The organism is Pantoea sp. SOD02 (assembly GCF_024707505.1).
GTDB lineage: Bacteria > Pseudomonadota > Gammaproteobacteria > Enterobacterales > Enterobacteriaceae > Pantoea > Pantoea symbiotica.
Genome location: NZ_CP102604.1, coordinates 2,025,301 through 2,051,211, shown reverse-complemented (window position 1 = coordinate 2,051,211; position 25,911 = coordinate 2,025,301). Strand labels below are relative to the sequence as shown.

25 protein-coding genes are annotated in these 25,911 nt (G+C 53.8%); 16 read left to right on the top strand and 9 right to left on the bottom strand.

Features of this window, described 5'->3' with window-relative positions; genetic code table 11:
* Positions 1-350 precede the first annotated feature (350 nt).
* The 7 genes from NR302_RS09580 (at position 351) to NR302_RS09550 (ending at position 6,984) form a co-directional block, all read left to right on the top strand.
* Complete coding sequence (locus NR302_RS09580; RefSeq protein WP_258145113.1) at positions 351-1,004, top strand: DUF2291 domain-containing protein; 654 nt, start codon at positions 351-353, stop codon at positions 1,002-1,004.
* Positions 1,001-2,539 (top strand): sugar ABC transporter ATP-binding protein, encoded by a 1,539-nt coding sequence (locus NR302_RS09575; protein WP_258145112.1) that lies wholly within the window; start codon positions 1,001-1,003, stop codon positions 2,537-2,539. Before NR302_RS09580 ends, NR302_RS09575 begins: the two co-directional genes overlap by 4 nt.
* 22 nt (positions 2,540-2,561) lie before the next feature.
* Positions 2,562-3,617, top strand: coding sequence for an ABC transporter permease (locus NR302_RS09570; RefSeq protein WP_008104141.1), 1,056 nt, complete (start codon positions 2,562-2,564; stop codon positions 3,615-3,617).
* A 73-nt stretch (positions 3,618-3,690) separates the two neighbouring features.
* Complete coding sequence (locus NR302_RS09565) at positions 3,691-4,638, top strand: D-ribose ABC transporter substrate-binding protein (RefSeq protein WP_007888383.1); 948 nt, start codon at positions 3,691-3,693, stop codon at positions 4,636-4,638.
* Between the two features lie 152 nt (positions 4,639-4,790).
* Positions 4,791-5,651, top strand: a complete 861-nt coding sequence (locus NR302_RS09560) for a DeoR/GlpR family DNA-binding transcription regulator (protein ID WP_258145111.1) — start codon at positions 4,791-4,793, stop codon at positions 5,649-5,651.
* A 200-nt stretch (positions 5,652-5,851) separates the two neighbouring features.
* Positions 5,852-6,583 carry a YoaK family protein gene (locus NR302_RS09555; protein WP_061718878.1) on the top strand — a complete coding sequence of 244 codons (732 nt, stop codon included), beginning with the start codon at positions 5,852-5,854 and terminating at the stop codon, positions 6,581-6,583.
* A 191-nt stretch (positions 6,584-6,774) separates the two neighbouring features.
* A complete protein-coding gene (locus tag NR302_RS09550; RefSeq protein ID WP_061718879.1) occupies positions 6,775-6,984 on the top strand; it encodes a glycine zipper 2TM domain-containing protein in 210 nt (69 codons plus the stop codon).
* Positions 6,985-7,289: 305 nt separating this feature from the next.
* Here the strand turns inward: NR302_RS09550 and idnD are convergent, their stop codons facing one another.
* From idnD to NR302_RS09530, 4 genes are all read right to left on the bottom strand, one after another.
* On the bottom strand, positions 7,290-8,330 hold the full coding sequence (gene idnD / locus NR302_RS09545; RefSeq protein WP_258145110.1) for an L-idonate 5-dehydrogenase: 1,041 nt from the start codon (positions 8,328-8,330) through the stop codon (positions 7,290-7,292).
* Positions 8,331-8,341: 11 nt separating this feature from the next.
* Positions 8,342-9,697, bottom strand: a complete 1,356-nt coding sequence (locus tag NR302_RS09540; protein ID WP_258145181.1) for an MFS transporter — start codon at positions 9,695-9,697, stop codon at positions 8,342-8,344.
* A gap of 20 nt (positions 9,698-9,717) precedes the next feature.
* Positions 9,718-11,007, bottom strand: a complete 1,290-nt coding sequence (locus tag NR302_RS09535; protein ID WP_008104110.1) for an MFS transporter — start codon at positions 11,005-11,007, stop codon at positions 9,718-9,720.
* A gap of 63 nt (positions 11,008-11,070) precedes the next feature.
* Positions 11,071-11,838 carry an SDR family oxidoreductase gene (locus NR302_RS09530; protein ID WP_258145109.1) on the bottom strand — a complete coding sequence of 256 codons (768 nt, stop codon included), beginning with the start codon at positions 11,836-11,838 and terminating at the stop codon, positions 11,071-11,073.
* Between the two features lie 286 nt (positions 11,839-12,124).
* Between NR302_RS09530 and NR302_RS09525 the strand changes: the two genes are divergently transcribed.
* On the top strand, positions 12,125-12,826 hold the full coding sequence (locus NR302_RS09525) for a FadR/GntR family transcriptional regulator (RefSeq protein ID WP_008104106.1): 702 nt from the start codon (positions 12,125-12,127) through the stop codon (positions 12,824-12,826).
* An 88-nt stretch (positions 12,827-12,914) separates the two neighbouring features.
* A complete protein-coding gene (locus NR302_RS09520) occupies positions 12,915-14,168 on the top strand; it encodes an enolase C-terminal domain-like protein (protein WP_008104104.1) in 1,254 nt (417 codons plus the stop codon).
* A 198-nt stretch (positions 14,169-14,366) separates the two neighbouring features.
* Here the strand turns inward: NR302_RS09520 and NR302_RS09515 are convergent, their stop codons facing one another.
* Positions 14,367-14,675 (bottom strand): hypothetical protein, encoded by a 309-nt coding sequence (locus tag NR302_RS09515; protein WP_154193416.1) that lies wholly within the window; start codon positions 14,673-14,675, stop codon positions 14,367-14,369.
* Positions 14,676-14,800: 125 nt separating this feature from the next.
* Here NR302_RS09515 and NR302_RS09510 point away from each other — a divergent pair, with 125 nt between their 5' ends.
* From NR302_RS09510 to NR302_RS09495, 4 genes are all read left to right on the top strand, one after another.
* On the top strand, positions 14,801-15,082 hold the full coding sequence (locus NR302_RS09510) for a VF530 family DNA-binding protein (RefSeq protein WP_154193413.1): 282 nt from the start codon (positions 14,801-14,803) through the stop codon (positions 15,080-15,082).
* A gap of 163 nt (positions 15,083-15,245) precedes the next feature.
* Positions 15,246-15,713: a DoxX family protein gene (locus tag NR302_RS09505; RefSeq protein WP_258145108.1), complete on the top strand. Its 468-nt coding sequence runs from the start codon at positions 15,246-15,248 to the stop codon at positions 15,711-15,713.
* Between the two features lie 217 nt (positions 15,714-15,930).
* Positions 15,931-17,358 carry a cytosine permease gene (locus NR302_RS09500; protein ID WP_258145107.1) on the top strand — a complete coding sequence of 476 codons (1,428 nt, stop codon included), beginning with the start codon at positions 15,931-15,933 and terminating at the stop codon, positions 17,356-17,358.
* Positions 17,359-17,481: 123 nt separating this feature from the next.
* Positions 17,482-17,886, top strand: a complete 405-nt coding sequence (locus NR302_RS09495; protein ID WP_154156110.1) for a cupin domain-containing protein — start codon at positions 17,482-17,484, stop codon at positions 17,884-17,886.
* Between the two features lie 46 nt (positions 17,887-17,932).
* On the opposite strand, the gene NR302_RS09490 is transcribed toward NR302_RS09495, so the two are convergent.
* From NR302_RS09490 to NR302_RS09480, 3 genes are read right to left on the bottom strand one after another with little or no spacing between them, the layout of a single operon-like run.
* Positions 17,933-19,051, bottom strand: coding sequence for a lactonase family protein (locus NR302_RS09490; protein WP_258145106.1), 1,119 nt, complete (start codon positions 19,049-19,051; stop codon positions 17,933-17,935).
* Positions 19,052-19,060: 9 nt separating this feature from the next.
* Positions 19,061-20,404 carry an enolase C-terminal domain-like protein gene (locus NR302_RS09485; protein ID WP_258145105.1) on the bottom strand — a complete coding sequence of 448 codons (1,344 nt, stop codon included), beginning with the start codon at positions 20,402-20,404 and terminating at the stop codon, positions 19,061-19,063.
* Positions 20,382-21,734 (bottom strand): MFS transporter, encoded by a 1,353-nt coding sequence (locus NR302_RS09480; RefSeq protein ID WP_258145104.1) that lies wholly within the window; start codon positions 21,732-21,734, stop codon positions 20,382-20,384. Before NR302_RS09480 ends, NR302_RS09485 begins: the two co-directional genes overlap by 23 nt.
* A 308-nt stretch (positions 21,735-22,042) precedes the next feature.
* On the opposite strand from NR302_RS09480, the gene NR302_RS09475 reads away from it, so the two are divergent.
* The 3 genes from NR302_RS09475 to NR302_RS09465 all read left to right on the top strand — a co-directional run bounded on the left by NR302_RS09475 (position 22,043) and on the right by NR302_RS09465 (position 24,857).
* Positions 22,043-23,068 (top strand): NADP-dependent oxidoreductase, encoded by a 1,026-nt coding sequence (locus NR302_RS09475; RefSeq protein ID WP_154156102.1) that lies wholly within the window; start codon positions 22,043-22,045, stop codon positions 23,066-23,068.
* A 142-nt stretch (positions 23,069-23,210) separates the two neighbouring features.
* Complete coding sequence (locus tag NR302_RS09470; RefSeq protein ID WP_258145103.1) at positions 23,211-23,975, top strand: hypothetical protein; 765 nt, start codon at positions 23,211-23,213, stop codon at positions 23,973-23,975.
* Between the two features lie 141 nt (positions 23,976-24,116).
* Entirely contained in the window at positions 24,117-24,857 is a 741-nt protein-coding gene (locus NR302_RS09465; RefSeq protein ID WP_154156098.1) for a nitroreductase family protein, read from the top strand.
* A 38-nt stretch (positions 24,858-24,895) separates the two neighbouring features.
* Here the strand turns inward: NR302_RS09465 and rluF are convergent, their stop codons facing one another.
* A complete protein-coding gene (rluF, locus tag NR302_RS09460; protein ID WP_154156096.1) occupies positions 24,896-25,774 on the bottom strand; it encodes a 23S rRNA pseudouridine(2604) synthase RluF in 879 nt (292 codons plus the stop codon).
* Positions 25,775-25,911 lie beyond the last annotated feature (137 nt).

Below are 25,911 nucleotides of genomic sequence, written 5' to 3'. Positions count from 1 at the left end.
TTGCTAAATAATGTCTTACACCACTTCTCACTGAGATAACATATCATCTGTATTATTTTTCGATAAAACCAATAAATTTCACTTCGGATAGCGAAGCAGATCACGGATTAGGTGGTAAAACCTCACAAGGAGAAATGAGATATCACGGCAAAAAGGCTTATATGACGGGGTTTAATACGCTTTGTGACGAGACCGACATCAAATAAGCGATCCAGATCGCTCTCCTGAAAAAATTGCGCGCCACCTGTTGACAATTTAGTCACACCAGCACAATTCTCATCACACAAGTTACCACATTTATAACATTATCGGCGCGATTATCGCAGCTGATGTCAGTGAGAGGTCACGTTATGTCCGATGTCTCAATTCAGGCCCAGCAAATCTCCCGTAAGCGCGTCCGGCGCTACGCCACTCTCGGTGTGGTGGTGATCGCGGTGATCGCGGCGATGGCGCTCGACACCAAGGTGGTAAAAATTGGTTCCGCCGATGATGCGCAGGAGCAGGGATTCTCGCCGGACAGTTACGGCCAGAAAACCTTCCCAACCATTCAGCAGGATGTTGAATCACGCGCGGTAGAGGCCAAAACGTTAGCCGATGCGCTGCAAGCGAATCAGCAGGAAGCGGTGCAGAAGTATGGCGTTGGCGCGCCGCTGCCGGTGTTCGCTGTTAAGTTCTCAGGCGTGGTGCAAGCGGGGCAGATGGGTATCTTTCCGCTGAAAATCGACGGATTACCGGGAGATATGCAGGTGCGGCTGCAAACCGGTCCGGCGATTACTGGCACCGATCTGCGTGACGCCAACGGCAAGATTCAGTTCGGCGATTTCACTAACCAAATCGAGTATCAAAATGCCGGTTCGGCGATCAATCGCGCAATGAAAAGCGCGGTGCTCGACAAGCTGGATCGTGATGCGTTACCGGGTAAAACCGTGCAGGTGGTTGGCGTGTTCCGTTTGCTCAACGCGAAGAACTGGATGGTGACGCCGGTCAGCATGGAGGTGAAATGAAACCGTTCAACCTCAATCCCGCCTTGCTGAAAGGCGAAGTGATTCTGCAGGCGCGAAACGTCAGCAAAGTGTACGGCTCCACGCACGCGCTGAAGGGCGTCAATTTCGAAATTCGTCGTGGCGAAGTGACCACGCTGTTTGGTGAAAACGGCGCGGGTAAATCGACGCTGATGAAAATTTTGTCAGGCGTGATTACGCCAACAACCGGGGAAATCTTATTAAATGGCGAGGAGAAGACCTTTCGATCCGCCACCGAAGCGCGTGACTGCGGCATCTCGATTATCCATCAGGAGTTGAATCTCGCGCCAAATATGAACGTGCGCGACAACATCTTTATGGGCCGCGAAATCATAAAGCCGGGCGGCGTCGATTATGCCGAAGAGGCGCGCGTGACGGCGCACCTGATGGCGGCGCTGGAGGAGGAGATTGATCCGCTAACGCCAGTGGAAAACCTGCGTCTGGGCCAACAGCAGATTGTGGAGATTGCGCGCGCGCTGTCGGTCAATTCGCAGATTCTGATCATGGATGAACCCACCTCAGCCCTGAGCGCAGCAGAAGTGGCGGTGCTGTTCCAGGTGATCCGTGATTTAACCAGCCAGGGCGTGGCGATTGTCTATATCTCACATCATCTCGAAGAGGCGCTGGAGATTACCGATCGCGCGGTGGTGCTGCGCGATGGCGTGATGACCGCCTACGCCAAACGCGATGAGATCGATCTCGAATGGATCGTACGCAACATGGTCGGCGATCACTTTGATCTGGGATCGCCGCCGCAGGGTTACGACTTCGGGCTGCCGGCGCTGACGGTGAAAGATCTGACGCTGAAAAGCAAAACCGGCATTCGACTGGTGGACAACCTCTCGCTGGCGGTGCAAGCCGGCGAGATCGTCTGCATTTATGGACTGATGGGCGCGGGGCGCACCGAGCTGCTGGAGTGCATCGCCGGACGTCTGCAGCAAAGCAGCGGCCATATTCTGCTGCAGGACACCGATATCTCCGCGCTGAACATCTCGCAACGCATTCAAATTGGGCTGGCGCTGGTACCAGAAGATCGGCAGCGCGATGGCCTGGTACAAACCATGTCGGTGGGTGAAAACCTGTCGCTCGCCAGCATCGGCGACTTTGTGCGCGGGCTGGTGCTCTCCAGAAGCCGGGAAAAACAGCTGGTCAACGACAGCATTCGCAACGTGACGGTGAAGACCGCCGGTGGCGATGCGGCGATTGGATCGCTCTCCGGCGGCAATCAGCAAAAAGTGGTGATAGGCAAAATGCTCGCCACCCGTCCCAAAGTGATTCTGCTGGATGAGCCGAGCCGTGGCATCGATATCGGTGCCAAAGCGGAAGTGTTTCGCTTGCTGGCGGAGAACGCCAAAAAGGGGCTGGCGGTGGTGTATACCACCTCGGAAGTGGGCGAATGTCTGAGTATTGCCCATCGCATTGTGGTGATGAGCAAAGGGCGCATCTCCGCCATCTTCGACGCAAGCGTCAGTAAAGAACGCATTATGGCCGCTTCAGGCGAGTCTCTGGTGGCATGACATGAAAAGTGGAGCAAAAGGTATGACTGACAGAACCCAAACGCTGGATACGCCGCCGGTGGTTAACAAGAAAAAAAGCGACAAGCAGCTGAATGTGGCGCGGCTGCTGCTGGAAGGGCGTGCGTTCATCGCGCTGCTGGTGATTATTGCAACCTTCTCAATGTTATCGCCCAACTACTTTACCGGCGCCAACTTCCTCACCATGGCATCGCACGTGGCGATTTTTGGTCTGCCAGCGATCGGCATGCTGCTGGTGATCCTTAACGGCGGCATTGATTTATCGGTGGGCTCCACGCTCGGTCTCGCCGGGGTGATGGCCGGATTTATGATGCAGGGCATCAACCTGGAAGCGCTCGGCGTGGTGCTCTATCTGCCGGTGTGGGCGGTGGCGATTTTGACGCTGGTGGTCGGCGCGCTGGTGGGATTAGTCAACGGCGTACTGATTGCCTGGTTCCGCGTTCCGGCATTCGTCGCTACGCTCGGCACCATGTATGTGGCGCGCGGCATTGCGCTGCTGATCACCAACGGTTTGACTTACAACAAACTCTCAGGCAGCGAAGCGCTGGGGAATACCGGCTTTGACTGGCTCGGCTTTAATCGCATCTTCAATATCCCGGTTGGCGTGCTGGTGCTGGGCGTGGTGGCGCTGGCGTGTGGTTTCCTGCTCAGCCGCTCGGCGTTTGGTCGCTGGCTGTACGCTTCGGGTGGTAATGAGCGCGCCGCCGATCTGTCGGGTGTGCCGGTGAAACGCATCAAAATCAGCGTCTATGTGTTGTCTGGCGTCTGCGCCGCACTCGCCGGGCTGGTGCTCTCCTCACAGCTCACCTCGGCGGGCCCAACCGCCGGTACCACCTATGAACTGACCGCCATTGCGGCGGTGGTGATTGGTGGCGCGGCGCTGACCGGTGGACGCGGCAACGTGCGCGGTACGCTGCTTGGCGCGTTCGTGATTGGTTTTCTCTCTGATGGCCTGGTGATTATCGGCGTCTCTGCTTACTGGCAGACGGTGTTCACTGGTGCCGTGATCGTGCTGGCGGTATTGCTCAACACCCTGCAATACGGACGGCGCGCTCGCTAACTCACGCGCGCTGTTTCAGCAGCGCGCGGATATCCGTAAAACCTGTACCCCATATAATAACGGAGCACCAACTATGTTCACTAAACGTCTCTTCATCGCGGCCGCAGCTATGGCCATCACCACTTTTGCTGCACCCACCTGGGCAGATAACGGGTTAATGACTATCATCGTTAACGATCCTTCCAACCCTTACTGGCTGACGGAAGGTCAGGTGGCGCAGAAAGCCGCTGAAAAGCTGGGCTACAGCGCCAAAGTCAGCGCGCACAAGGGCGATACCAATACCGAAAGCCAACTGATTGATACGGCGATCACCAATAAATCGAAAGCGATTATTCTCGATCCGGCTAACGCCGATGGTTCGGTCGGCTCGGTGAAAAAAGCCATCGCCGCTAATATTCCGGTGTTTATCATCAACGCCGAACTGAATCAGAGCGGCCTCGCCAAAGCGCAGCTGGTTTCTAACAACGCGCAGGGCGCGGCGGTTGGCGCGATGGAGTGGGTGAAGCAGGTGGGCGATACCGCGAACTATGTCGAGCTGGTTGGCCCGCCGTCAGATAATAACGCCGCCACCCGCGCCAACGGTTTTGACACTGTGCTGACGCAATATCCCACGCTGAAGAAAGTCGGCCAGGAAGTGGCTAACTGGGACCGCACCCAGGGCTTCAATAAAATGCAGTCGCTGCTGCAGGCCAATCCCAACATCAAAGGTGTGATCAGCGGCAATGACGAAATGGCGCTGGGCGCGATCGCTGCGCTGAAAGAAGCTGGCAAACTGAATCAGATCAAAGTCGGCGGTTTTGACGGTTCACCGGATGCGGTCGATGCGGTGAAAGCCGGTACGCTGGCTTACACCGTGATGCAGCCTGTGGCCCAGTTCGCGCAGAAAGCAGTAGAGCAGGCGGATAGCTTCCTGAAAACCGGCAAAACCGGAGCGGCATCGGAGAAGCAGCTGTTTGACTGCATTCTGATCACCAAAGAGAACGCCGGTAACTTTGCTTCACCGTTTGTTCTGAAGCAGTAAATAAACCAGGTCGCCATAAATGGCGACCCTACATAACGCGATATCTTCTGTAGGGTCGTCATTTATGGCGACCTCAAGCATTTGCCAAAACCACAATTAGACGCTGTAATGAGTGCCGAACCCGCTTTCCGCTTCACTTTCTCGGATGAAATATGGCGCACAACCCGCAGGACTCTTCCCTTAGCGTATTTATGGCCGAAACCTTACCCAGCGATAGCCGTCAGGCGCGCCAGCTCGCCCGTCGTCAGCTAATCGCCGAAGCGGTAATGGCTGAAGGGGCGATCCGCATCGAAGATATCACCGATCGCTTTGGCATCAGTTTGATGACCGCGCATCGCGATATTGACGAGATGGTAGAACGCGGCCTGCTGCATAAATCGCGCGGCGTGGTCTCTGCGACGCCAACCAGCCTGGTTGAATCCAGCGATATCTACCGCGCCACGCGTCAACTGGAAGAGAAGCAGGCGATTGCCGATGTCGCCGCCACCTATCTCGAACCGGGGCAGGCGATTTTCCTCGATGACTCCACCACCGTGCTGCAAATGGCGCGACTGCTCTCCGCACGCGCGCCGCTGACGGTGATCACCAATTCACTGACCTTAATGAACGAGCTGCGCAACGGCCGCGATATCACCTTGATGGGCCTCGGCGGACAGTTCTATCACTGGTGCAATGCATTTATGGGCCGTATGACGCGGGATGAGATTGCCAGCCTGCGCGCCGACGTGTTTTTCGTCAGCATGTCAGCGATTATCGACGATGCGGTGTTCCATCAATCTGCTGAAACGGTGGAGACCAAACGCGCGATGTTTGACGCCGCGCAGCAGCGCATTCTGATGATGGATAACACCAAGTTTGAACGCCGGGCGCTGCACCGCTTTGCGCATCTAAGTGAATTCGATGTGGTGATTGTCAATCAGGGTACGCCGGTACCTATTTTGCGTCGTATGCAGGATTTAGGGGTAAATGTGGTGGTCGCGCCAATGAAAATAAATCATTCGGTTAATTCGTGAAAAGAGGGTCACCATAAATGGCGACCCTACGATTATATGGCATGCCAATCTTTACATTAATTTAAATATATTCCCGCCTCGTTGATTTTTTTACTTTCTTTAATTCTTTCAGCGTCTTATTCGGCAATTTCCTGGTCATGCACGCAGCGTAGTGCTCTATGGTTATTATTCGGCCCTGGTTCAGAATAATGAGGTATCTGATGCTGATTAAACTTAAACGCACACGAACGCATGATGAGGACAGGAATCTGGCAATGTGGCTCGCCACCGCAGCCGGCGTGCTCAATGCGATCGCCTTGGGGGCGTTTGGCTTTTTCCCCTCACACATGTCAGGTAATACCTCACAATTATCCAGTGAAGTTTCGAACGTTAATTTCCGCGATATCACCTTTTTAGCCACCATTCTGTTTGCCTTTGTTTGTGGTGCGGTGACGGCGAGAATGGTGGTGATCAGCGGATTAGCCAACGGCAATCGTATTATATTCTGCCAAATACTGTGGGTTGAAGGGCTGGCCTTAATCGCGTTATCGTTGTTTGAAATGTTCTTTTATTCATCGGCCAATAACCGGGAAGTTATTGTTATTCTCGGCTTCCTGATGGGCGTACATAATTCAACCTCAACGCAGTTATCCAATGGCCGCGTGCGCTCTACCCATATTACCGGCACCTTGACCGATGCCGGGATTTCACTGGCATCGGTATTAGCGGCGCTGTTCCGCCGCGATCCGTCAAAGCAGATCTCGGGCCAGAAACGCCAGCTGTGGACGCATCTGACCACCATTTTCTCTTTCCTGATTGGCGGGATTGTCGGCCTGATGATGTTTAAGCATCTTGGTTTTAAAGCCATGGCGATGGTGGGCGGCATACTGCTGATTGTTGCTACGCTGGCGATGGTGAGAACGGTGGTCCGCGTAAAGCGGACTGCCTCCTAATCTAATGAGGCGGTGACTTTCTCGCCGCCTCGCTAGTACCATCACCAAATAGGAATTTTTACCTTCCGCCTTAGCGTAAAACACCTTAAATTCACGCCGACGAGCAGTGCCAGTCACAACAGATTGGGTATTTTAACAACAATCAAATAAACATTTTTGCATGCCATCTATTCATGGCAGTGAGGCTTTGTATGCTTTTAAAACGCAGCTGTAATATCGCTATTGTCGTGCTGGTTATGTTTTCTGTTACCGCTTGTGGCATGTCGCATCGTGGCAGAAATACCGCGATTGGTGCCGGTGTCGGCGCGGTGGGCGGCGCGGTGCTTACGGGTGGCAGCACCTTCGGTACGCTGGGCGGCGCGGCAATCGGTGGTTTGATTGGACATGAAGTAAGCCGTTAAGTTAATTGCTGCCGCGTTATTCACGTTGGCAGCAAATATATTAATTAGCCTGTTTTATTTCCTGCTTAAATTACTCCGCTGTACTTCAAATGCAAAAAAGGCCGTCCATTGGGCTTATGCCGCTCAGTTCAGCATTAATTTGCATATGTATGCAGGTGCGCATGAATGCGCACCCCACGAAAAACGCGCCAATCCTTTGTAGGGTCGCCATTTATGGTGACCGAAAGACGCTTAACTGACGAGCATTACGCCATAAATGGCGACCCTACAAAATTCCCGGCATATAACCGGGAATATTCACTTCATCAAAAAACCAGCTGCACCTTAGCTGCACGCTCTTTATCCGCTGCCAGTTCCAGCGCGAGTGCCGCATCCTGCATGGGCATTTCGGCTGATAGCAGCGGCAGCGGATTGATTTTGCCTTGCTCGAGCCAGCGTACCGCCGTAGTGAATTCGCTGGTGAAACGGAAGGAGCCGCGCAACTGCACCTCTTTGACCAATAGCGGTCCGATAGGATAATTCACTTCAGCCGCGCCCATGCCGAGTTGCACGATAATGCCGCCCGGACGGGTAAAGGCAACCAGCGAAGCCACCGCCGCGCCTGCGCCAGAAGCTTCAAAGCAGATATCAAAACTGCCGCCATTTTCCGCAAAGAGTACAGTTTGCTGTTCGTCACGCGGATCGATCGCCGCGCTGGCGCCCATCTCGTTCGCCAACTGACGGCAACGTTCGCTGATATCGGTAGCTACCACTTCGGTAGCTCCCGAAGCCAGTGCCGCCGCGATCACCAGACAACCGATCGGACCGGCACCGGTGACCAGTACGCGCTTGCCGGTTAAATCACCCGCCTGACGTACCGCATGAATGCACACTGCCAGCGGTTCGGCGAAGGCCATCACTTTAGCATCCGCGCTATCGCTGTACGGCACGCACTGCACGGGATTCACCGCCACATATTGGGCAAATCCGCCGTTAACATGTGGGAAAAACTGCGCGCTGCCCATAAAGCGCATTGAGCGGCAAAGGTTCTGTTTTCCTTCCTGACACAGCGCACACAACTGGCAGGGTTGGGAAGGGTTGATCGCCACGCGCTGGCCAACTTTCAGGTCGCTGTTTTCTGGCACTTGCTCGATGATGCCAACAAACTCATGGCCTAAAATCATCGGCGCTTTCAGCACCGACATGCCCGCGCGGCCATGCTGGAAATAGTGAATATCCGAGCCACAAATCCCGCCACGCTCAACTTTGACCAACACTTGCTGTGCGTTCCACTCAATTTCCCGCGACTCACAGCGCACATCATGTGCGGCATTGACGATCACCGCGTTCACTGTTTTCTGCTGCATCTTGCTTCTCTCTATGCGTTTGAAGGGGTTTCGAATTTCTTCTTATTTTCAGCGCGTTCTTCGCCGGGCGGTGTCATCACTTCAATTTTGCCAACCAGCAGCAGGTAGGCCAAAAAGCCCATCAGCGCGACGGCGGCGATGTACCACATGGCATACTGGAAGTTGTGGGTGCGCTGCAAAATAACGCCAATGATGATCGGGCTGACAATGCCGGAAAGATTGCCAAAAATGTTCAGAAAGCCGCCGATGGTGCCGATTAAGTGGCGCGGAATCACATCGCTGCATACCACCCAGCCGAGATTAGAGAAGGCGTTGGCGAAGAAAGCGATAGAGAGAATGGCAATGGCAATTACCGGGCTATCCTGGAAGAAATTCACCAGCGCAATCGAGCAAGTAAGCAACATGCCCAGCATCACCGGCAGCTTGCGCGCAAAAGTGCGGCTGCGGCCACGCTTCAACAGGAAATCACTCAGCGTTCCGCCACACAGCACGCCCGCCATCGCCATCAGATAAGGGAACATCGCGCCAATCCCCGCTTTATCGATCGACAGATGCAGCCCTTTTTCCAGATAGACAATAAACCAGGTCAGGAAAAAGTAGAGCGTCGATGAAGCCGCAAATTGCGCAATAAACAAACCCCATGTGGTGCGCTGACGCAGAATATATTTCACTGATTGCCAGTTAACTTTGCCGTTGCCGGTTTGCTGATTCACCGAACCATGTCCGCCGCCTTTGCGAATAATATCAAGTTCAGCGTCATTCACTTTGCTGCTGTGCTGCGGATCGCGATAGACAATCAGCCAGTAAATACCGAACACAATCCCAACCAGGCCAGAGAGATAAAACGACATCTCCCAGCCCCATTGGCTGACGATAAACGACAGCACCGGCGTCAGCAGCGCCAGGCCAATATATTGCGCGCTGGAGTAGGTTGCCGTGGCACGTGCACGTTCATGGTCGGGAAACCAGGTGGCGATGATTTTGGTGTTGGAGGGAAAAGAGGGCGCTTCCGCCACGCCAATCAGCGCGCGGCACACCAACAGCATCATAAATGACGCAGTGGCGGTGGTGAAAAAGTGATGCGATGCCAATCCCATCAGCAGGGTAAACAGGCTCCACAGCACAATCGCGCTGCCGTATAGCCAGCGCGAACCAATCCGGTCAAGCAGATAGCCGACCGGAATTTGGCTCAGCGCATAAAACCAGGTAAACATAGAGAACAGCAAACCGAGTTGGGTGGCGGATAAGAAAAACTCGCCCTGAATATGGGAACCGGCCACCGCCAGGTTAGCGCGATCCATGTAATTAATCGCGGTGACAATAAACAGCATGAATAAAACGCTTAAACGCGTGCGCGTGGGTTTCATGGTCATGACTTCATTCTCTATTAGTATGCAGAGCGGGTTTGTGCCGTTGGCGTGCTCAGGCTGCTAAAGGTGGTGAGCGCGGTGAGTAATACCGCGACAACCAGCGATCCACCCATAAATACGTAAGATGCCGCCGGGCTGCCGGTCAGGCCATTGAGATAGCCCACAATCCACGCGCCGACGAACGACCCCAGCGCACCGAAACAGACCACGAAGGACATCGCGCCCGCCACCACGTTGCGTGGCAGCATCTCAGGAATCGCCGCGAAGAACGGGCCATACGGCGTGTACATCGCACCGCCAGCAATCACCAACAGCACCCATGAGAGCCAGAAGTGGGTCGCACCGAGCGTAAAGGAAGCAATGAAGCACACCGCGCCCAGCCCAAGGAAAAGCAGCACGATGTTTTTACGCTGCTGATATTTATCGGAGAACCAAGATGCGGTCAGCATCAGCGGCACGGCGAGCAGATAGGGCGCGGCAGAGAGCCAACCGGTCGCGACGATGCCCATGCCGGACGCGCTCTTCAGCATTGAAGGTAGCCACATGATGAAACCGTACATGCCGATATTCCAAAAGAAGTGGATAAAGGCCAGCGCCAGCACCTTAGGCGAGCGGAAGGCTTCACGGTAATTCTTAACCGGTTTGATCGATTGCTGCTCTGCCGCCAGCGCGTTTTCTACTGCACGCTTTTCCGCTTCGCTCAGCCATTTGGCATCGCGCGGTCGGTCGGCATAAATTTTCCACCAGATAAATGCCCACAAAATGGCGGGCACACCTTCAATAATGAACATGCCGCGCCAGCCAAAGGAATTCACCAGATAGCCGGAGAGGATCGACATCCATAACACGGTAATCGGATTGCCGAGGAACAGAAAAGTATTGGCTTTGGATCGCTCCGCGCGCGTGAACCAGTGGCTGAGGAAGATCAGCATCGCCGGCATCACCACACTTTCCGCCACGCCAAGCAGGAAGCGAATCACCGCCAGCAGCGCCACGCTGTGCACCATGCCGGTGGCGGTAGCCAATGCGCCCCACAGGATCAGGCTCCAGAAAATCAGCTTCTTCGCCGAGTGCTTTTCAGCGTATATGCCGCCCGGCACCTGAAAACAGAAGTAACCAAGGAAAAATAGTGCGCCGAGTAGAGCTGAAATGGCGGGCGTGATATTGAGATCTTCAGCCAGACCTGCGGCGGCACCGAAACCGTAGTTGGCACGATCGAGGTAGGCGAGGCTATAGGTAATAAAGGCAATCGGGATGAGTTTTCCCCACCGACTGGCCGGTAAAATCCCTGCAATATTCTGGTTCATGGTATGACCTCAGGTCGCTTGAGTAGGATACAGCTGAGTCTTGATGCCCAGCTTAGGTCGCTGTTACAAGGTGGCGAGCCAGCCGCCATCCACGTAAATCATCTGGCCATTGACGTAATCGGAAGCAGAGGACGCCAGATAAATGGCGGTACCCACCAGTTCGTCGGGTTTTCCCCAGCGGCCAGAAGGGTTGCTGCTGCAGACCCATTTATTGAACTCTTCGTTTTCAACCAACGCTTCGTTCATATCGGTGAGGATGTAGCCCGGCCCGATGCCGTTGGTCTGGATATTGAACGGCGCCCATTCAGCCGCCATCGATTTAGTCAGCAGTTTGATACCGCCTTTCGCCGCAGTGTAAGGCGCGACGGTAGGGCGCGCGGCTTCGCTGGTTAGCGATCCGATATTGATAATTTTCCCGCCGCGCTGACGTTGCACCATGCGTTTGGCTGCCGCACGCGAAACGAGGAACGCGCTGGTGAGATTGACATCCAGCACGCGCTGCCAGTCGCTCAATGCCAGTTCCAGCATCGGTTTGCGGAACTGAATACCTGCGTTGTTGATCACAATGTCGACGTGAATACTCTCTTCGTCGAGCTGCTGGAATACCGCTTCAATCGCGGCTTCATCTGCCACATTGAACAGAAAGCCTCGGGCGTCAAATCCCTGCTTCTGTAATTGTTCCAGCGCCGTATCCATATGCTCCTGACGCGTGCCATTCAGCAGCACTTTTGCGCCGGCTTGCGCCAGGCCTTGTGCATAAGCGAATCCTAAGCCGCGCGTTGAACCGGTGATCAGGGCGGTTTTCCCGGAGAGGTTAAATAAGGTCTGCATAACAAAACGTCCTTCATGTAACATGACTAACAAGTTGGATGAATTACTTTTACGTGATGCGCAGAAAGGCAGCAATTGGCAGGCGAGAGATTTGTAAGATATCTCACAAATATTTAATGTCATCGCCAAAAGGCAATCATCTACCTTTGATGGTTAAACCAATGAAAATAATCATTAAATTACGGAATTTCGTATTATCGCTTTTGCCACACAAAAAATTGCTGCTTGTGTTGCGAGCAGTGACGCGTTAAAAAGCGGTAGACATGTAGGACAAGTGAGTAACGCCGTGGCGCTGGAAAGTATCCAAAAACATAATGTGGTTGATGTCATCTACGAACAGATGAAGCAGAACATTCAGGATGGTCTGTGGGAGCCGGGCTGTAAGTTGCCCTCTGAAGCGGAATTGACCGCAACCTTTCAGGTGAGCCGCGTCAGCGTGCGGAGTGCCGTGCAGAAGCTGCGCGACCTTGGCGTAGTGGTGACGCATCAGGGGAAGGGCACATATGTTACCCGCGAAGTGGCGCGCTACGGATCGTTCAGTGATAACCAGCCCATTCTGCATCTGTCGCAGGAAGAGTTTGATGATATGCGGGTTTTCCGTCAGACCGTCGAGTTCAAATGTATGGAGCTGGCAGTTCAGAACGCCACTGATGAAGATGTCAAAGTGCTGGAAAGCGCCTTGAATCGCATGCTGGTGAGTAAAGATGACTACAAAAAGTACTCGCTGGCGGATTACGATTTCCATCTGGCGATTGTGAAAGCCTCGCACAACAAGGTGTTCATCCACGTAATGGAATCCCTGAAAGGGATTTATGTGCATTACCTGGAAGAGTTAAATCGGGTGTTAGGCATCACGCTGGAAAGCGTAGAAGCCCATATCAAAGTCTTTATGGCGTTGAAAAACCGCGATGCGGCGCTGGCGGCCGAGACGCTTAATAGTGCGATGACCCATAACGTGCACGCCATTGAAGATGTACGCCATAACTGAATAACCAAAAGCCCTGAACAGGGCTTTTTAATACACATAACATGTAGGACATCATACAGCATGTTATCCAGCTACCGTGAGGATCATGATGAGTAACCTGAAAATTACCGATGTAAAAACCATCCTTACCGCGCCAGGCGGCATCGATTTGGTGGTGGTAAAAATCGAAACCAGCGAACCCGGTTTATACGGTTTGGGCTGTGCCACCTTTACTCAGCGCATCTATGCGGTCGCCGCAGCCATCGAAAACTACATGAAGCCGTTTCTGATCGGTAAAGACCCGGCGCGTATCGAAGATATCTGGCAATCGGCAGCGGTGAGCGGTTACTGGCGTAACGGTCCGGTGATGAATAATGCGCTCTCCGGCGTTGATATGGCGCTGTGGGATCTGAAGGGCAAAGTCGCCGACTTGCCGGTATATGAACTGCTTGGCGGCAAATGTCGTGATGGCGTGCCGCTTTATCGTCACTGCGACGGCGCAGATGAGATTGAAGTTGAAGATAACATTCGCGCGCGCATGGAGGAGGGCTATCAATATGTGCGCTGTCAGATGGGCATGTATGGCGGCGCGGGTACCGATGATTTACGTCTGATTGCCGGCAAGCTGGCCAAGGCCCGCAATATTCAGCCGAAAGTATCACCGCGTAATCCTACGCACGGCATCTATTTCGATCCGGATGCTTATGCACGCGCCGTACCGCGCCTGTTTGATCATCTGCGCAATAAACTCGGCTTTGGCGTGGAGTTTATTCATGATGTGCACGAGCGCATCACGCCAATCGCTTCGATTCAGCTCGCGAAATCACTCGAACCGTATCAGCTGTTTTTCCTTGAGGATCCGGTTGCGCCGGAGAATATCGATTGGCTAAGCAAGTTACGCAGCCAAAGCAGCACGCCGATTGCCATGGGCGAGCTGTTTACGCAAATCAACGAGTGGAAGCCGTTAATTCAAAACCAGCTGATCGATTATATTCGCTGCCACGTCAGCACCATTGGCGGCATCACACCCGCGAAGAAACTGGCGACCTTTGCCGAACTGTTTGGCGTGCGCACCGCGTGGCATGGTCCTGGCGATATCTCACCGATTGGCGTGGCGGCAAACCTGCATATCGATCTGAGCATCACCAATCTTGGTATTCAGGAGTACACGCCGGTCAACGAGGCGCTGCAGGAGGTGTTCCCAGGTTGTCCAGAGATTGATCGTGGTTATGCGTACCTTAGCGATCGTCCGGGGTTGGGCGTGGATATCGATCTGAAAGAGGCGGCGAAATATCCTGTATCGGGTGGGATTCCGGACTGGACCAATGCGCGCCTGCCAGATGGCACGGCTGCACGTCCGTAAGCGTATTTGTGACTTGAGAGGAACCGATGAACGGTTCCTTTTCCATCAAAGGGCGCATAATGTATATTATGTTAAATGAAGTATGTGAACGCGCACTCAAATCACCATCATCCCATCACCTGCCTTCAATTACCTCATTCACCAACAATCCGTAACCAGCGATAATCCTGGCGACGGACTGTTGAACTCACGCTGCCGTTATCTGCGCCCTTTAATCACTGACGCCTTCCAGTTGAAATCGCTAACCTCGCTCTCTTTCAGCGACTCCGGTTTCTTCCTGCGCGTTGGCGTTTTCTTTGCTTTTTCAGCTAGCGCTTTCTCTTTGGCCAATTTCGTCGTCATGACCTGCTGTCGGGCTTCCGCCGTGAACTCTTTCTCTTTCTTTGCATCCGGCTCTTTGCCGGTGCGTTGGCGATACTTCTCCATCAATCCTTTAAACGCTTCTTCTACTGCAACGCGTTCACTGAGATTGAATTGATCGATGGAAATCATTTTCTTGTCGTTCATAGCGTACCGTCCAATAGTGATTTTCTTGCAACAAGTGTACCGCATTTACCGGCAATGAAGATCGCACCATTGCCGCTGGCGAGGCTTTCTTGTAACCTTTGCCGTCAACATTTTAAGGATTTCCTATGAACGATCATCGCTCCAAAGATCCCTTGCACGGCGTGACGCTTGAGATGCAAATTAATGCGCTGGTCGCCCATTATGGCTGGGCCGAACTGGGCAAGCTCATCAATATCAACTGCTTCAAAAGCGATCCGAGCGTCAAATCGAGCCTGAAGTTTTTGCGCCGTACACCATGGGCGCGCGCTGAAGTTGAAGCGCTTTATCTGGATTCACTGGATGATTTTTCTGCGTCAAAGCCGGATGATGCAGCGCCAAATCCCTGGACAATGGGCAAAGATAAGTAATTTCTGGCGATAAAACCGGCAACTCTACGTGAATTCTCAGCGGTTACTACCCTGCTCTTTTAGCAGAATTCGCGTAGCGACGTCAGCGAAATTTGCCTTAAGACGGCATCAAAACGGACTATCCTGATATACTACCGCTCCTAAATTATTAAGGAGATTTCAGATGGCACGATGCCTCACTCTATTTCAATCCCCTGGAAGCGTTAACTTCCTGCCGTTGACGCTCATGCGCGTCGCTTTCGGTTTGTTCTTCTTCGCATCCGGTTTTAACAAAGTGTTTGTTGCGGCTAATCAGGCGCTGATGCTGGAAACCATCACTGAAGCCGGCATTCCCTTTCCAGAGTTCATGTCAGTGTTTGTCGCCAGTTGTGAAACGCTGTTTGGATTACTTATGGCGCTGGGTTTATTTACGCGTTTGGGCGCTTTAGTGTTGCTGGTGATCAGCCTTGTGGCACTTTTTACCGTTGGACTGCATCACATTCCCGCCGACCTGAATTTATTAACCTGGTATAGCTGGCTGCTGTATCTGCCTGAATCCAGTTACATTTTGATGTGCGTGATGTTAATGGTTCAGGGCTGTGGCCCGTGGGGAATTGATCGTCTAATTGCTCAACGCTGTTCACATCAGTAAGCATTTTGTCCGCTGGCTTTTCTAAAGCCAGCGTTATTCTTTAAGTTTTCACTTCCTGCCAACCTTGCCCGCGTCATCACATTTTCCAATGACCGATCGTATTGTAAGTTTCTATTCTGCGTGACAATATCGCTACATGTATATACATGTATCACCAACAGAAGCCACATCATACTAACAATAATTCGCCCTCTTTAGACGCTTCAGCGAGGAAACTATGTCAGCCGAATCACCTGCAGCAGATTACGCCGGCGCAGAGAAACAGCGCCTGTCAGAAACGCGATCCATTGATTACATTCCTCCGAGCGAACGCCACGGACACCCTTTTAGCCAGTTCACCTTATGGTTTGGCGGCAATTTGCAGATCACCGCTATCGTGACCGGCGCGCTGGCGGTGGTGTTGGGTGGCGATGTGGTGTGGTCGATCATCGGATTGCTGGTTGGGCAAGTTGTCGGTGCGGCGATCATGTCGCTGCACGCGATTCAGGGACCGCGCCTCGGATTGCCGCAAATGATCACCAGCCGCATGCAGTTTGGCGTTTATGGTGCGGTGATTCCGTTAGTATTGGTGTGCATCATGTATGTCGGATTTTCTGCCAGCGGCACGGTGTTGGCCGGACAGGCGCTGGCCAAACTGATCAATACCAGCAATGCTTCAGGCATGATCCTGTTCAGCGCGATTATCGTCGTCATCGCGGTGCTGGGATATCGCGTGATTCACAAGCTCGGAAAAGTGGCCAGCGTGATTGGCGTGCTCGCCTTTGTTTACCTGTTTATCACGCTGCTCTCAACCCATGACCTTTCTGCGGTGTGGCAAAACCAGCATTTCACCGTCGCTAATTTCCTGCTGGCCGTTTCGTTGTCGTCATCATGGCAGATTGCATTCTGTCCGTATGTCTCTGACTACTCGCGCTATTTACCGGACAACGTCTCAGCGAAAAAACTCTTTAACTGCGTTTTCTTCGGTACCGTTTTAGGCACACAAGCTTCAATGACCTTGGGTGTGATTGTCGCAGCGATTGCCGGTAAGGCTTTTTCTGGCAACGAGGTTGGCTATATCGTCAGTTTAGGCAGCAGCGCCACGATGGCGATGGTGATTTACTTCGCGATCTGCTTCGGCAAAATCACCTTCACCACGCTGAATGCTTACGGCAGTTTTATGTCGCTTACCACCATCGTTTCTGGCTTCCGTCAGAAAACGGCGTTAAGTCGTGGCGGCCGCATTCTGTTTGTGGTGCTGATGGTGACGATCTCATGTGTGATTGCACTGATCAGCGAACCTGCGTTCCTGAAATCTTTCACTCATTTCCTGCTGTTTTTACTGGCCTTTTTTGTGCCGTGGAGCGCTATCAGCCTGACGGATTTCTACCTGATCACCAAAGGTAAAGTCGATGTGCCGGCGCTTTCCCAACCCAACGGACGTTACGGGCGCTGGAATTGGGCGGGGATTGTTGTCTACTTTTGCGGCGTGCTGGTTCAGTTGCCGTTCATTGATAATCCGCTGCATCACGGTTCGTTAACCTGGATTTTTGCCGGTAACGATGTGTCGTGGATTATTGGTTGGTTTGTCACCGCGCTGCTGTGGTTAGCCGCAAGAAAGTTCGATCGTCGCGGAATGTTAGCACAATCTGTTTACCCCAATTAGTGACAATGTCACGCACCTTGCATTAATGAATTGCGCTCACAAGTGCTTGCAGCTTTGAGCGCATTATCATTCAGCCATCCCGCCGCTACACTTTAACCATGCTGCACTTACATGGAGATAAAGATGAACGACCAATTTGATGGCAATGGTATCTTCCCGAAAGGGCCTAAAAACGACGCTTTTGCACAATACTTTACCGGTACCAGCTATCTGAGCATGCTGACGACAGAAGGCGTCAACATCGGCAACGTGGTGTTTGAACCGGGCTGCCGCAATAACTGGCATATCCATCATGGCGGCGGCCAGATTTTGCTGGTGACTGGCGGAACCGGTTGGTATCAGGAGTGGAATCAGCCGGCGCGTCAGTTAGTGGCTGGCGATGTGGTAAACATTCCGGCGGGATTGAAGCATTGGCATGGCGCATCGGCCGATAGCTGGTTCGCACACATTGCTATCGCAGTACCGGCTGAAGGCGCTTCCAATGAGTGGCTTGAGCCGGTTTCTGACGAGGAATATCAGCAACTGTAAGGTGCGCATTTTGATAGCGGTCGCCATGAATGGCGACCCTACGGGATTATTTGTAACTCACCACCGTCACCCAATTGGCATCTCCGCCGGCAGGTGCCTCGCCAACGCGTTTCAGCGCCCCGCTTTCCTGATCAATGGCATAGCTGCCAGTAACCGCACTCTTCTCGCCGCTGGCAATCAGCCAACGTCCGTCAGCGGTAATCGCGATACCGCGCGGCTGCTTCTCGATTTGCCAGCTATCAATCAGCGTCAGTTTGCCGTCATCTCTATTGATCCGATATCCGCTGATGGTGCTGCTGGTCCGCTCGCTAACATACAGAAAACGGCCATCCGGCGTCAGACGAATATCGGCCGCCCAGATGCGCGGCGTAGAGTCGCTGTAGCCCGGAGGTCGCTCTTTACCGTGTTGCAGCTTATATTTTTCAGCGACGGCATTCGGCGTCTCCGCCACTTTCACCAGTTCACCGCTGGCTTCACGACGAAACTGCGTAATGATGCCGCCCATTTCACCGATGTTGTAGAGATAGCGATTATCTGGCGACAACATCGAATGACGCGGTCCGTTATCTGTCGCCGTTTTAACATAACCGTTGCCCAAACCCGACAGTTCGCCATCGGCGCTCAGCTTCAACTGCAGCATACGATCGGTGCCGAGATTGCCGACATAAGCGTGTTTTCCGCTCGTATCAACAATCACCGAGTGTGCGGCATGTCCGGTTTTGTAGCTGCCGACTGGAGGCGCAATCAGCTTGCCATAGTTAGTGAGTTTGTAAACGTGCACCACATCGCCATCATAGGACGCGCCCAGCAGAAAACGCCCTTGCGGGTCCGTGCTGATGTAGGGATAACTGGCCGCAGCGGATACGGCGTTCAAAGGGCTGAGATCGCCCGATTTGCTGTCGATGTTCCAGCTGACAAGTTGCAGCGGTTTGCTGCGAATCGCGGCGTACAGATGTTTATGATCGGCGCTTAACGCCATCGGCATCACTTTGCCACCGGCTTGCGTGCGTCCCAACAGTTGTAGCGCACCGGTTTGCTCGTTCAGCGCGTAGCGCGCGATGGTGCCATCATCGGCTTCTGAAACGTAGACAAAAGTTTGTGCCAGTAACGGCGCGCTGGCAGCTAACGACGCTAACAGCGTCGCCGCGCGTAATATCTTCTTCATGCTGCTTCCTTAGCGTACCAATGACGGACGATTGGCGTCATAGCGCCAGTTATCGATCAAAAACTGCATACCCAGCGCATCGTTGCGATTTTTATCCGGCAGCGCGTTGTAGAGCGCATGCGCTTGCTCGATGCGATCCATATCCAGCTCGATGCCCAATCCCGGCCCGTGCGGCAACTCCAGATAGCCGTCACGGATCTGCGGCGGTTGACGTGTAAGCTGCTGACCATCCTGCCAAATCCAGTGCGTATCAAAGGCGGTTTGACGATCGCCCGGTGCCGCGGCGCCAAGGTGCGCGACCATCGCCAGCGAAATATCAAAATGATTATTGGAGTGGCAGCCGGTTGTCAGCCCCCATTCGTTGCACAGCTGCGCCACCACGTTGGCGTTACGCATCGTCCAGAAGTGCGGATCGGCGAGCGGGATATCGATAGCATTCAGCTGCAGCGCATGATGCAGCTGGCGCCAGTCATTGGCGATCATGTTAGTCGCGACCGGCACGCCGGTGGCGCGGCGAAACTCGGCCAGCGTTTCCCGGCCGGAATAACCCTGTTCCGCGCCGCAAGGATCTTCCAGATACGGTACTCTCCCGGCCAGCTGCTTGCCAAAGCGAATCGCCTCATCCAGCGACCAGCTGGCATTAGGATCGACGGTGACGCGCGCGTCAGGGAATCGTGCCAGCAGCGATTCAACCGTTGCCACTTCCACTTCGCCTGGCTGCACGCCGCCTTTTAGCTTGAAATCGCGGAAGCCGTATTGCTCAACCGCCGCTTCGGCGAGCCGCACCACAGCATCGCTGTCCATCGCCGCTTCATGACGCAGACGGAACCAACCATCTTGCTCATGCTCTCCCGATCGATAGTTCATATTGGTGCGCTGGCGATCGGCGATGTAGAACAAATAGCCGAGCACCGGAATGCGGTCGCGCTGTTTGCCGCTGGCCAGCAGATCCGCTACCGGCAGATTGAAAAGCTTGCCTTGCAGATCCAGCAGCGCCGCTTCAATCGCGGCGGCAGCGTTATAAAACTTCTCCGGATTCATCTGCGGGATATGAATGTCATTGGTGTGCGAAGTTTGTTGCTGACGTGCCTCGCTGCTGAACAACTGGCCTAGCGTCGCGTTGAGGCGCAGCAGCGAACTGCCTTCGATCAGCGGACGAAACTGTTCCAGCAGCTGCAAGGTGGATGCATGACACGGCGTTTCACCGACGCCGGTATGTCCAGCGGAATCGGTCAATATCACGATGATGCGCGTGAAATAGCAGTTATGGGCGCCGCCAATGTTCAATAACATGCTGTCGTAACCGGCAACCGGAACGATGCGCATCGATTTAATGACTGGACTGTCTGACATGGTTTCTCTCCGTGTGACCGAATGCGGGTGGAACAGGCTTGCGACGCAGCAGCAAATAGAGTCCGGTAACCACGGACACGCTGGTCAGGGCGTAAAGTCCGCCAGTGGTGCTGCCGGTGTGCATTTCGAGGTAGCCGAATACCGTGGGCGCAAAGAAGCCGCCCAGGTTGCCAATCGAGTTGATCAGTGCAATGCCGGGTGCGGCAATCGAGGCCGGTAATTCACTTTGTGGCATCGGCCAGAAGAACGCCGCGCTCACTTTGGAGCCGATACAGGCCACAATCATCGCTACAAAACCGAACCACGGCGTACCCAGCGTGGCCATGAAGGTGCCGCACGCGGCGATCAGCATGGCGATGCCGAGCCCTCTATCCAGCTTATCGCGATAGCGGTCGGTGGCTTTGCCCAGCAGAAACAGCGCGACGATAGCGAATAGCCACGGGACGGCGGTCAGCAATCCGGTTTCGAAGCTGTTGAAGCCCTGAATGCGTTGAATGATCTGCGGAAGCCAGAACACTAACGTGTAGCCGGTCATGGTCATGGTGAAGAAGATCAGGCAGTAAGATAAAAGGCTACGATCGGTGATCAAGCCCCAGCGGCCGTGTGTCACCGCGTGCTCTTCGCGAGCGGCATCTTCAAGTGATAGTTGCTCCGCCAGCGCCTGTTTCTCCGCGTCGCTGAGCCACTTCGCACCTTCAGGTTTGGATACCAGCACAAAGGCGGCCAGCAAGCCGATCACAATCGATCCGCCGCCTTCCATAAACATCACCCATTTCCAGCCCGCGATGCCGCCAACATCGTGCATCATCAAAATCGCGCCGGTGAGCGGACCGGAGAACAGAAAGGCGCTGGCCGTGGCGCTCAGCACCATCGCGGTGGCGCGCCCTCGCCACGCATTCGGTACCCATTGACGGAAATAGAACAGCACGCCAGGAAAGAAGCCGGCTTCCGCCACGCCGAGCAGGAAACGCAGCAGATAGAAATGCAGCGGCGTACTGACAAAACCGGTAAGCACTACCACCATGCCCCACGTAATCATGATGCGCGTCAGCCACACGCGTGCGCCAAGTTTCTTCAGCATCATGTTGCTCGGCACTTCAAACAGCGCATAGCCGATAAAGAACAGTCCTGCGCCTAAACCGAAGGCGGCGGCGCTGATGCCCGCATCCGTTTGCAGTTCGGCTTTAACGAAGCCAATGTTTGCCCGGTCAATCTGGTTCACAATTAACATCAGCGCCAGCATCGGAATGATGCGGCGGAAAAACTTGCCGATGGCTGAGGCGATATGCGCGTCATGATCGGGCGATAGTGCGTATTGTTGTTGTGTCATGCGTCACCTGTAGGGAGAAAAGCATCGCTATAGGTATACGCAGCAGAGTTGGCTCTGGTGTATGTGGCATTGCCCGAGACCGCTTAGGCAAATGACCTATGATTGTTAAAATTCATGGTGTTATGTTAATTCGCGTCGAAAAGTTTACGCTTGGTTTGTGCGCTGGCTCACTGGCGTTTTTACCAGGTGCGCATAAATGCGCACCCTACGAAACATCTGTAGGGTCGCCATTAATGGCGACCTTATCCTCAAACTTGCCTTTTCCTCGTCTACACTTCCCTCACGTGAAAACGCTAATAGAGGTAAAAATGTCGCAATCAAATCAACGTAATCAAGCTTGGCTATTAGCCTCACGCCCGCATGGCGAACCGGTAAAAGAGAACTTCCGCCTGGTGGAGCAGCCAATTCCTGAGGTGAAGGATGGCCAAATCCTGCTGCGCACGCTCTATTTGTCGCTCGACCCGTATATGCGCGGGCGCATGGATGACAGCAAATCCTATGCTGCGCCAGCAGAACTCGACCAACCGATGGTTGGCGGCACGGTGAGCGAAGTAGTGGAATCTAAACATGCGAATTTCAAACAAGGCGATGTGGTCCTCGCGCAGAGCGGCTGGCAAAGCTATGCGGTTTCGGACGGAAATGGCGTGGCGAAACTGGGCGATCTGCCCCATCCTTCCTGGGCGCTGGGCATTCTCGGGATGCCGGGCTTTACCGCTTATATGGGCTTGATGGATATCGGCCAGCCAAAACAGGGTGAAACCTTAGTGGTTGCAGCGGCTACCGGCCCGGTCGGTGCCACCGTGGGTCAGCTTGGCAAACTCAAAGGCTGCCATGTTGTGGGTGTCGCCGGTGGCGAAGAGAAGTGCCGCTATGCGATTGAGAAACTCGGTTTCTCCGCCTGTATCGATCACCATCGTGACGACTTTGCAGAACAGCTGGCGGCGGCCTGCCCGGACGGCATCGATATTTACTTTGAGAACGTCGGCGGCAAAGTGTTTGATGCAGTATTCCCGCTGCTGAACACTGCGGCGCGCGTGCCGGTATGTGGCCTTGTTTCTGGCTACAGCAGCCGCGAATTACCGCCGGGCCCGGATCGCACCCCGCAAATCATGGGCGGTATTCTCAAACGTCGTATTCGCATGCAGGGCTTTATCATCTTCCAGGATTATGGCGATCGTTACCCTGAATTTCTCAAAGCGATGACGCCGCTGGTGGAGCAGCAAAAAATCCACTATCGCGAGCACATGATCGACGGGCTGGAAAACGCGCCGCAGGCGTTTTTCGATATGCTAAAAGGTAAAAACTTCGGTAAAACCGTGGTTAAAGTCAGTTAACGCTTTTCAGGGCGAAAGGGATCTTCGCCTGTTTATGCCGAGTTAAGTAAAGATACTGGTAATCCATACAGATAAGGTTCAGGATGGTCGCTCATCCTGGATTAGCACCCACGGCCATTCACCCTCAATCTGAGGGCTCGTAATGAACTTTTATTCAACTGAAACCGTTTGCGCCATTACTGGTGCCAACCGTGCCAATTTACGTCGCTGGTTGCGCGGTGGATTAATTTCTGAGAATCACGTCAATAAAGATTGGAGCCGACATCAGGTTGATGAAGTGCTCGCCATGATGGCATTAACCGCCGGTGGCGCCACGCTGTGGCAAATCTATCAAGGCCGACACTGCGGGCTCGATTATTCGTCGTCTGGTTGGGTGGCACGCCGTGGCGATCTGTTACGTCAACTGGAGCTGGGTTCTGATCGCGAACTGGCGCGTACCGTGCGCAATCTGGCTGGCGATTATAGCAGCGATGATTTCGTCAACGTGCTGATGAAACCGCTTAATCGCTGGCTGCGTGATGATACACGTCGCGGCGCATCGCGTCGGTTAACGCGCTTCCATGAGGCGATCGTGCATCATAGCGACTGCGTAAAACGCGCGTCAGCCCGTCAGCAGCAGATGCCGTTGTTGCTGGAAGTGGTCAGCACCGGCGATGAGACGGAAGTGTGGTTGGAAGCCATTCGCCTTAGCGGACAAGGATTCTGCGTCGATGTCGATCAAACCTCACAACCGATGCTGTACGGTTCAGAAAGCCGTCACGATCATCACCTGCTGTGGTGCGGTGCCGGGATCAGCCTTGAACGCATGACCCAATTCCAGCGTGGATTACGTTCCGGTAAACCGGTGATGCTCAGCGGGCCAGATCGCAGCGTGCATCCGGCTGTCGCTGCAGCCAAAGTCGCTTAGCCGGTGCATTTTGCACCGGTTTCACCGCTTATCGCATTCCGCACTTTGCTTATTCAAAAGAAGTAGTTAGCCACGGCAACAACGGTTAAGTCCGTTCTATCCCTCTTCTGTTACGCTCTCGCCTCCCAATCAGGAGGATCCATGAGTTCATTAATCGATATTTTCACCAGTCATAAAAGCGATCGCAGTTTTACCGACCTTCCCGTTGAGGATGCGGTGCTGGATCGCATCATTTCGGCCGCGTATCGCGCGCCAACCTCGGTGAACTCGCAGCAGGTCTCTTTGGTGGTGACGCGCGATGCTGAGAAACGCGCACAAATCTCACAGATTGCCGGCGGCCAGCCGTGGATAGCCAAAGCGCCGGTGTTTATTACCCTGGTGCTGGATATGCATAAATCGCGCCTGGCGATGAATGCGATCGACCGCGAGCAAATCGCCCAGCAGAGCATCGAAAGCATTGTGTCGGGCTCAACCGATGTCGGTATTGCGCTCGGTTCGATCATGGCAGCGGCGCGCGCAGAAGGTTTGGGCATTGTGCCGATTGGCGGTATTCGTCGCGATCCACAGGCGTTAATTAGCTTGCTGGATTTGCCGGAATACACTTTCCCGGTGGCGGGCGTGGTGATTGGCCATGTCGATCAGCCTGCGCATCAGAAGCCGCGTCTGCCGCTGACAACCTTCCGTCATGAAGAGCGCTATCAGCGTGATGGACTGGAGCAGCACATCGCCGCCTACAATCAGGAAATGGTGCAGCACTGGAAAAATACTGGACGTGATGATGGCGAGAGCTGGAGCGAAAGCGTCAGCGGTTATTATCACAAGATTTACTTCCCGCACGTGCTGGACGCGCTGAAGAAGCAAGGATTTGGCAACGACAAGTAACGGCTTTTCCCCGCGCGCTCTGAGCGGGGAATGAAAAATTAACGCCCTTTCTTCTTACGACCCGGCTGCGCGAAACGCTGGCGATTCGCTGGTTTTGCACCCGCTTTCTCACCCGGCTTAGCGCCGGCAGCGGGCTTTTTGGCTGCGCTGGCCGGTTTCTTCTTCGCCTGCGTCTTCTGCGTTTTTTGATCTTCCGATGAAGAGTCTTCAATCAGTTTGAACAGGTCGATCAGCTCGTCATCGGTTAAATCACGCCATTCGCCGAGCGGAATCCCTTTCAGACTGACGTTCATGATGCGCGTACGTTCAAGCTTGGTGACTTCAAAACCAAAGTGCTTGGTCATGCGACGAATCTGACGATTCAGCCCCTGAACCAGAATGATGCGGAAGACAAAGGTCGACTCTTTTTTAACTTTGCACTTTTTGGTGACGGTACCGAGCATCGGTACGCCCGCGCCCATTCCGGCAATAAATTCATCGGTGATCGGCTTATCAACGGTGACCACATACTCTTTTTCGTGGTTATTGCCGGCACGCAGGATTTTATTCACCAGATCACCGTGGTTGGTGAGGAAAATCAGCCCCTGCGAATCTTTATCCAGACGACCAATCGGGAACACGCGTTTGCTGTGATTGACGAAATCACCGATGTTGTCGCGTTCCCCCTCTTCCATAGTGGTGATGATGCCGACCGGTTTGTTCAGCGCAATCAGCACTAAATCTTCTTCGTCTCGCGGCTCAATCAGCTGCCCGTTCACTTTGACTTCATCCCCCGCAAACACCTGCGCACCGACGGCAGCGCGTTTACCGTTAATGAAAACGTTGCCTTGCTCGATGTAACGATCGGCATCGCGGCGTGAGCAGATACCGCTCTCGCTGATGTATTTGTTCAGGCGTGTGGATGAGTTAGGCAGCATGGTTCCTCCGAAAAAAAACGGACTATACAGCAACCTTAGGTGTTGGTTAAGCATCGCGACAATCATCAGCATTTCTCTCACCACGATATAACAGCACACTAACAATGTGGTTGTTGTCAGCAGATCGATCAGCGACA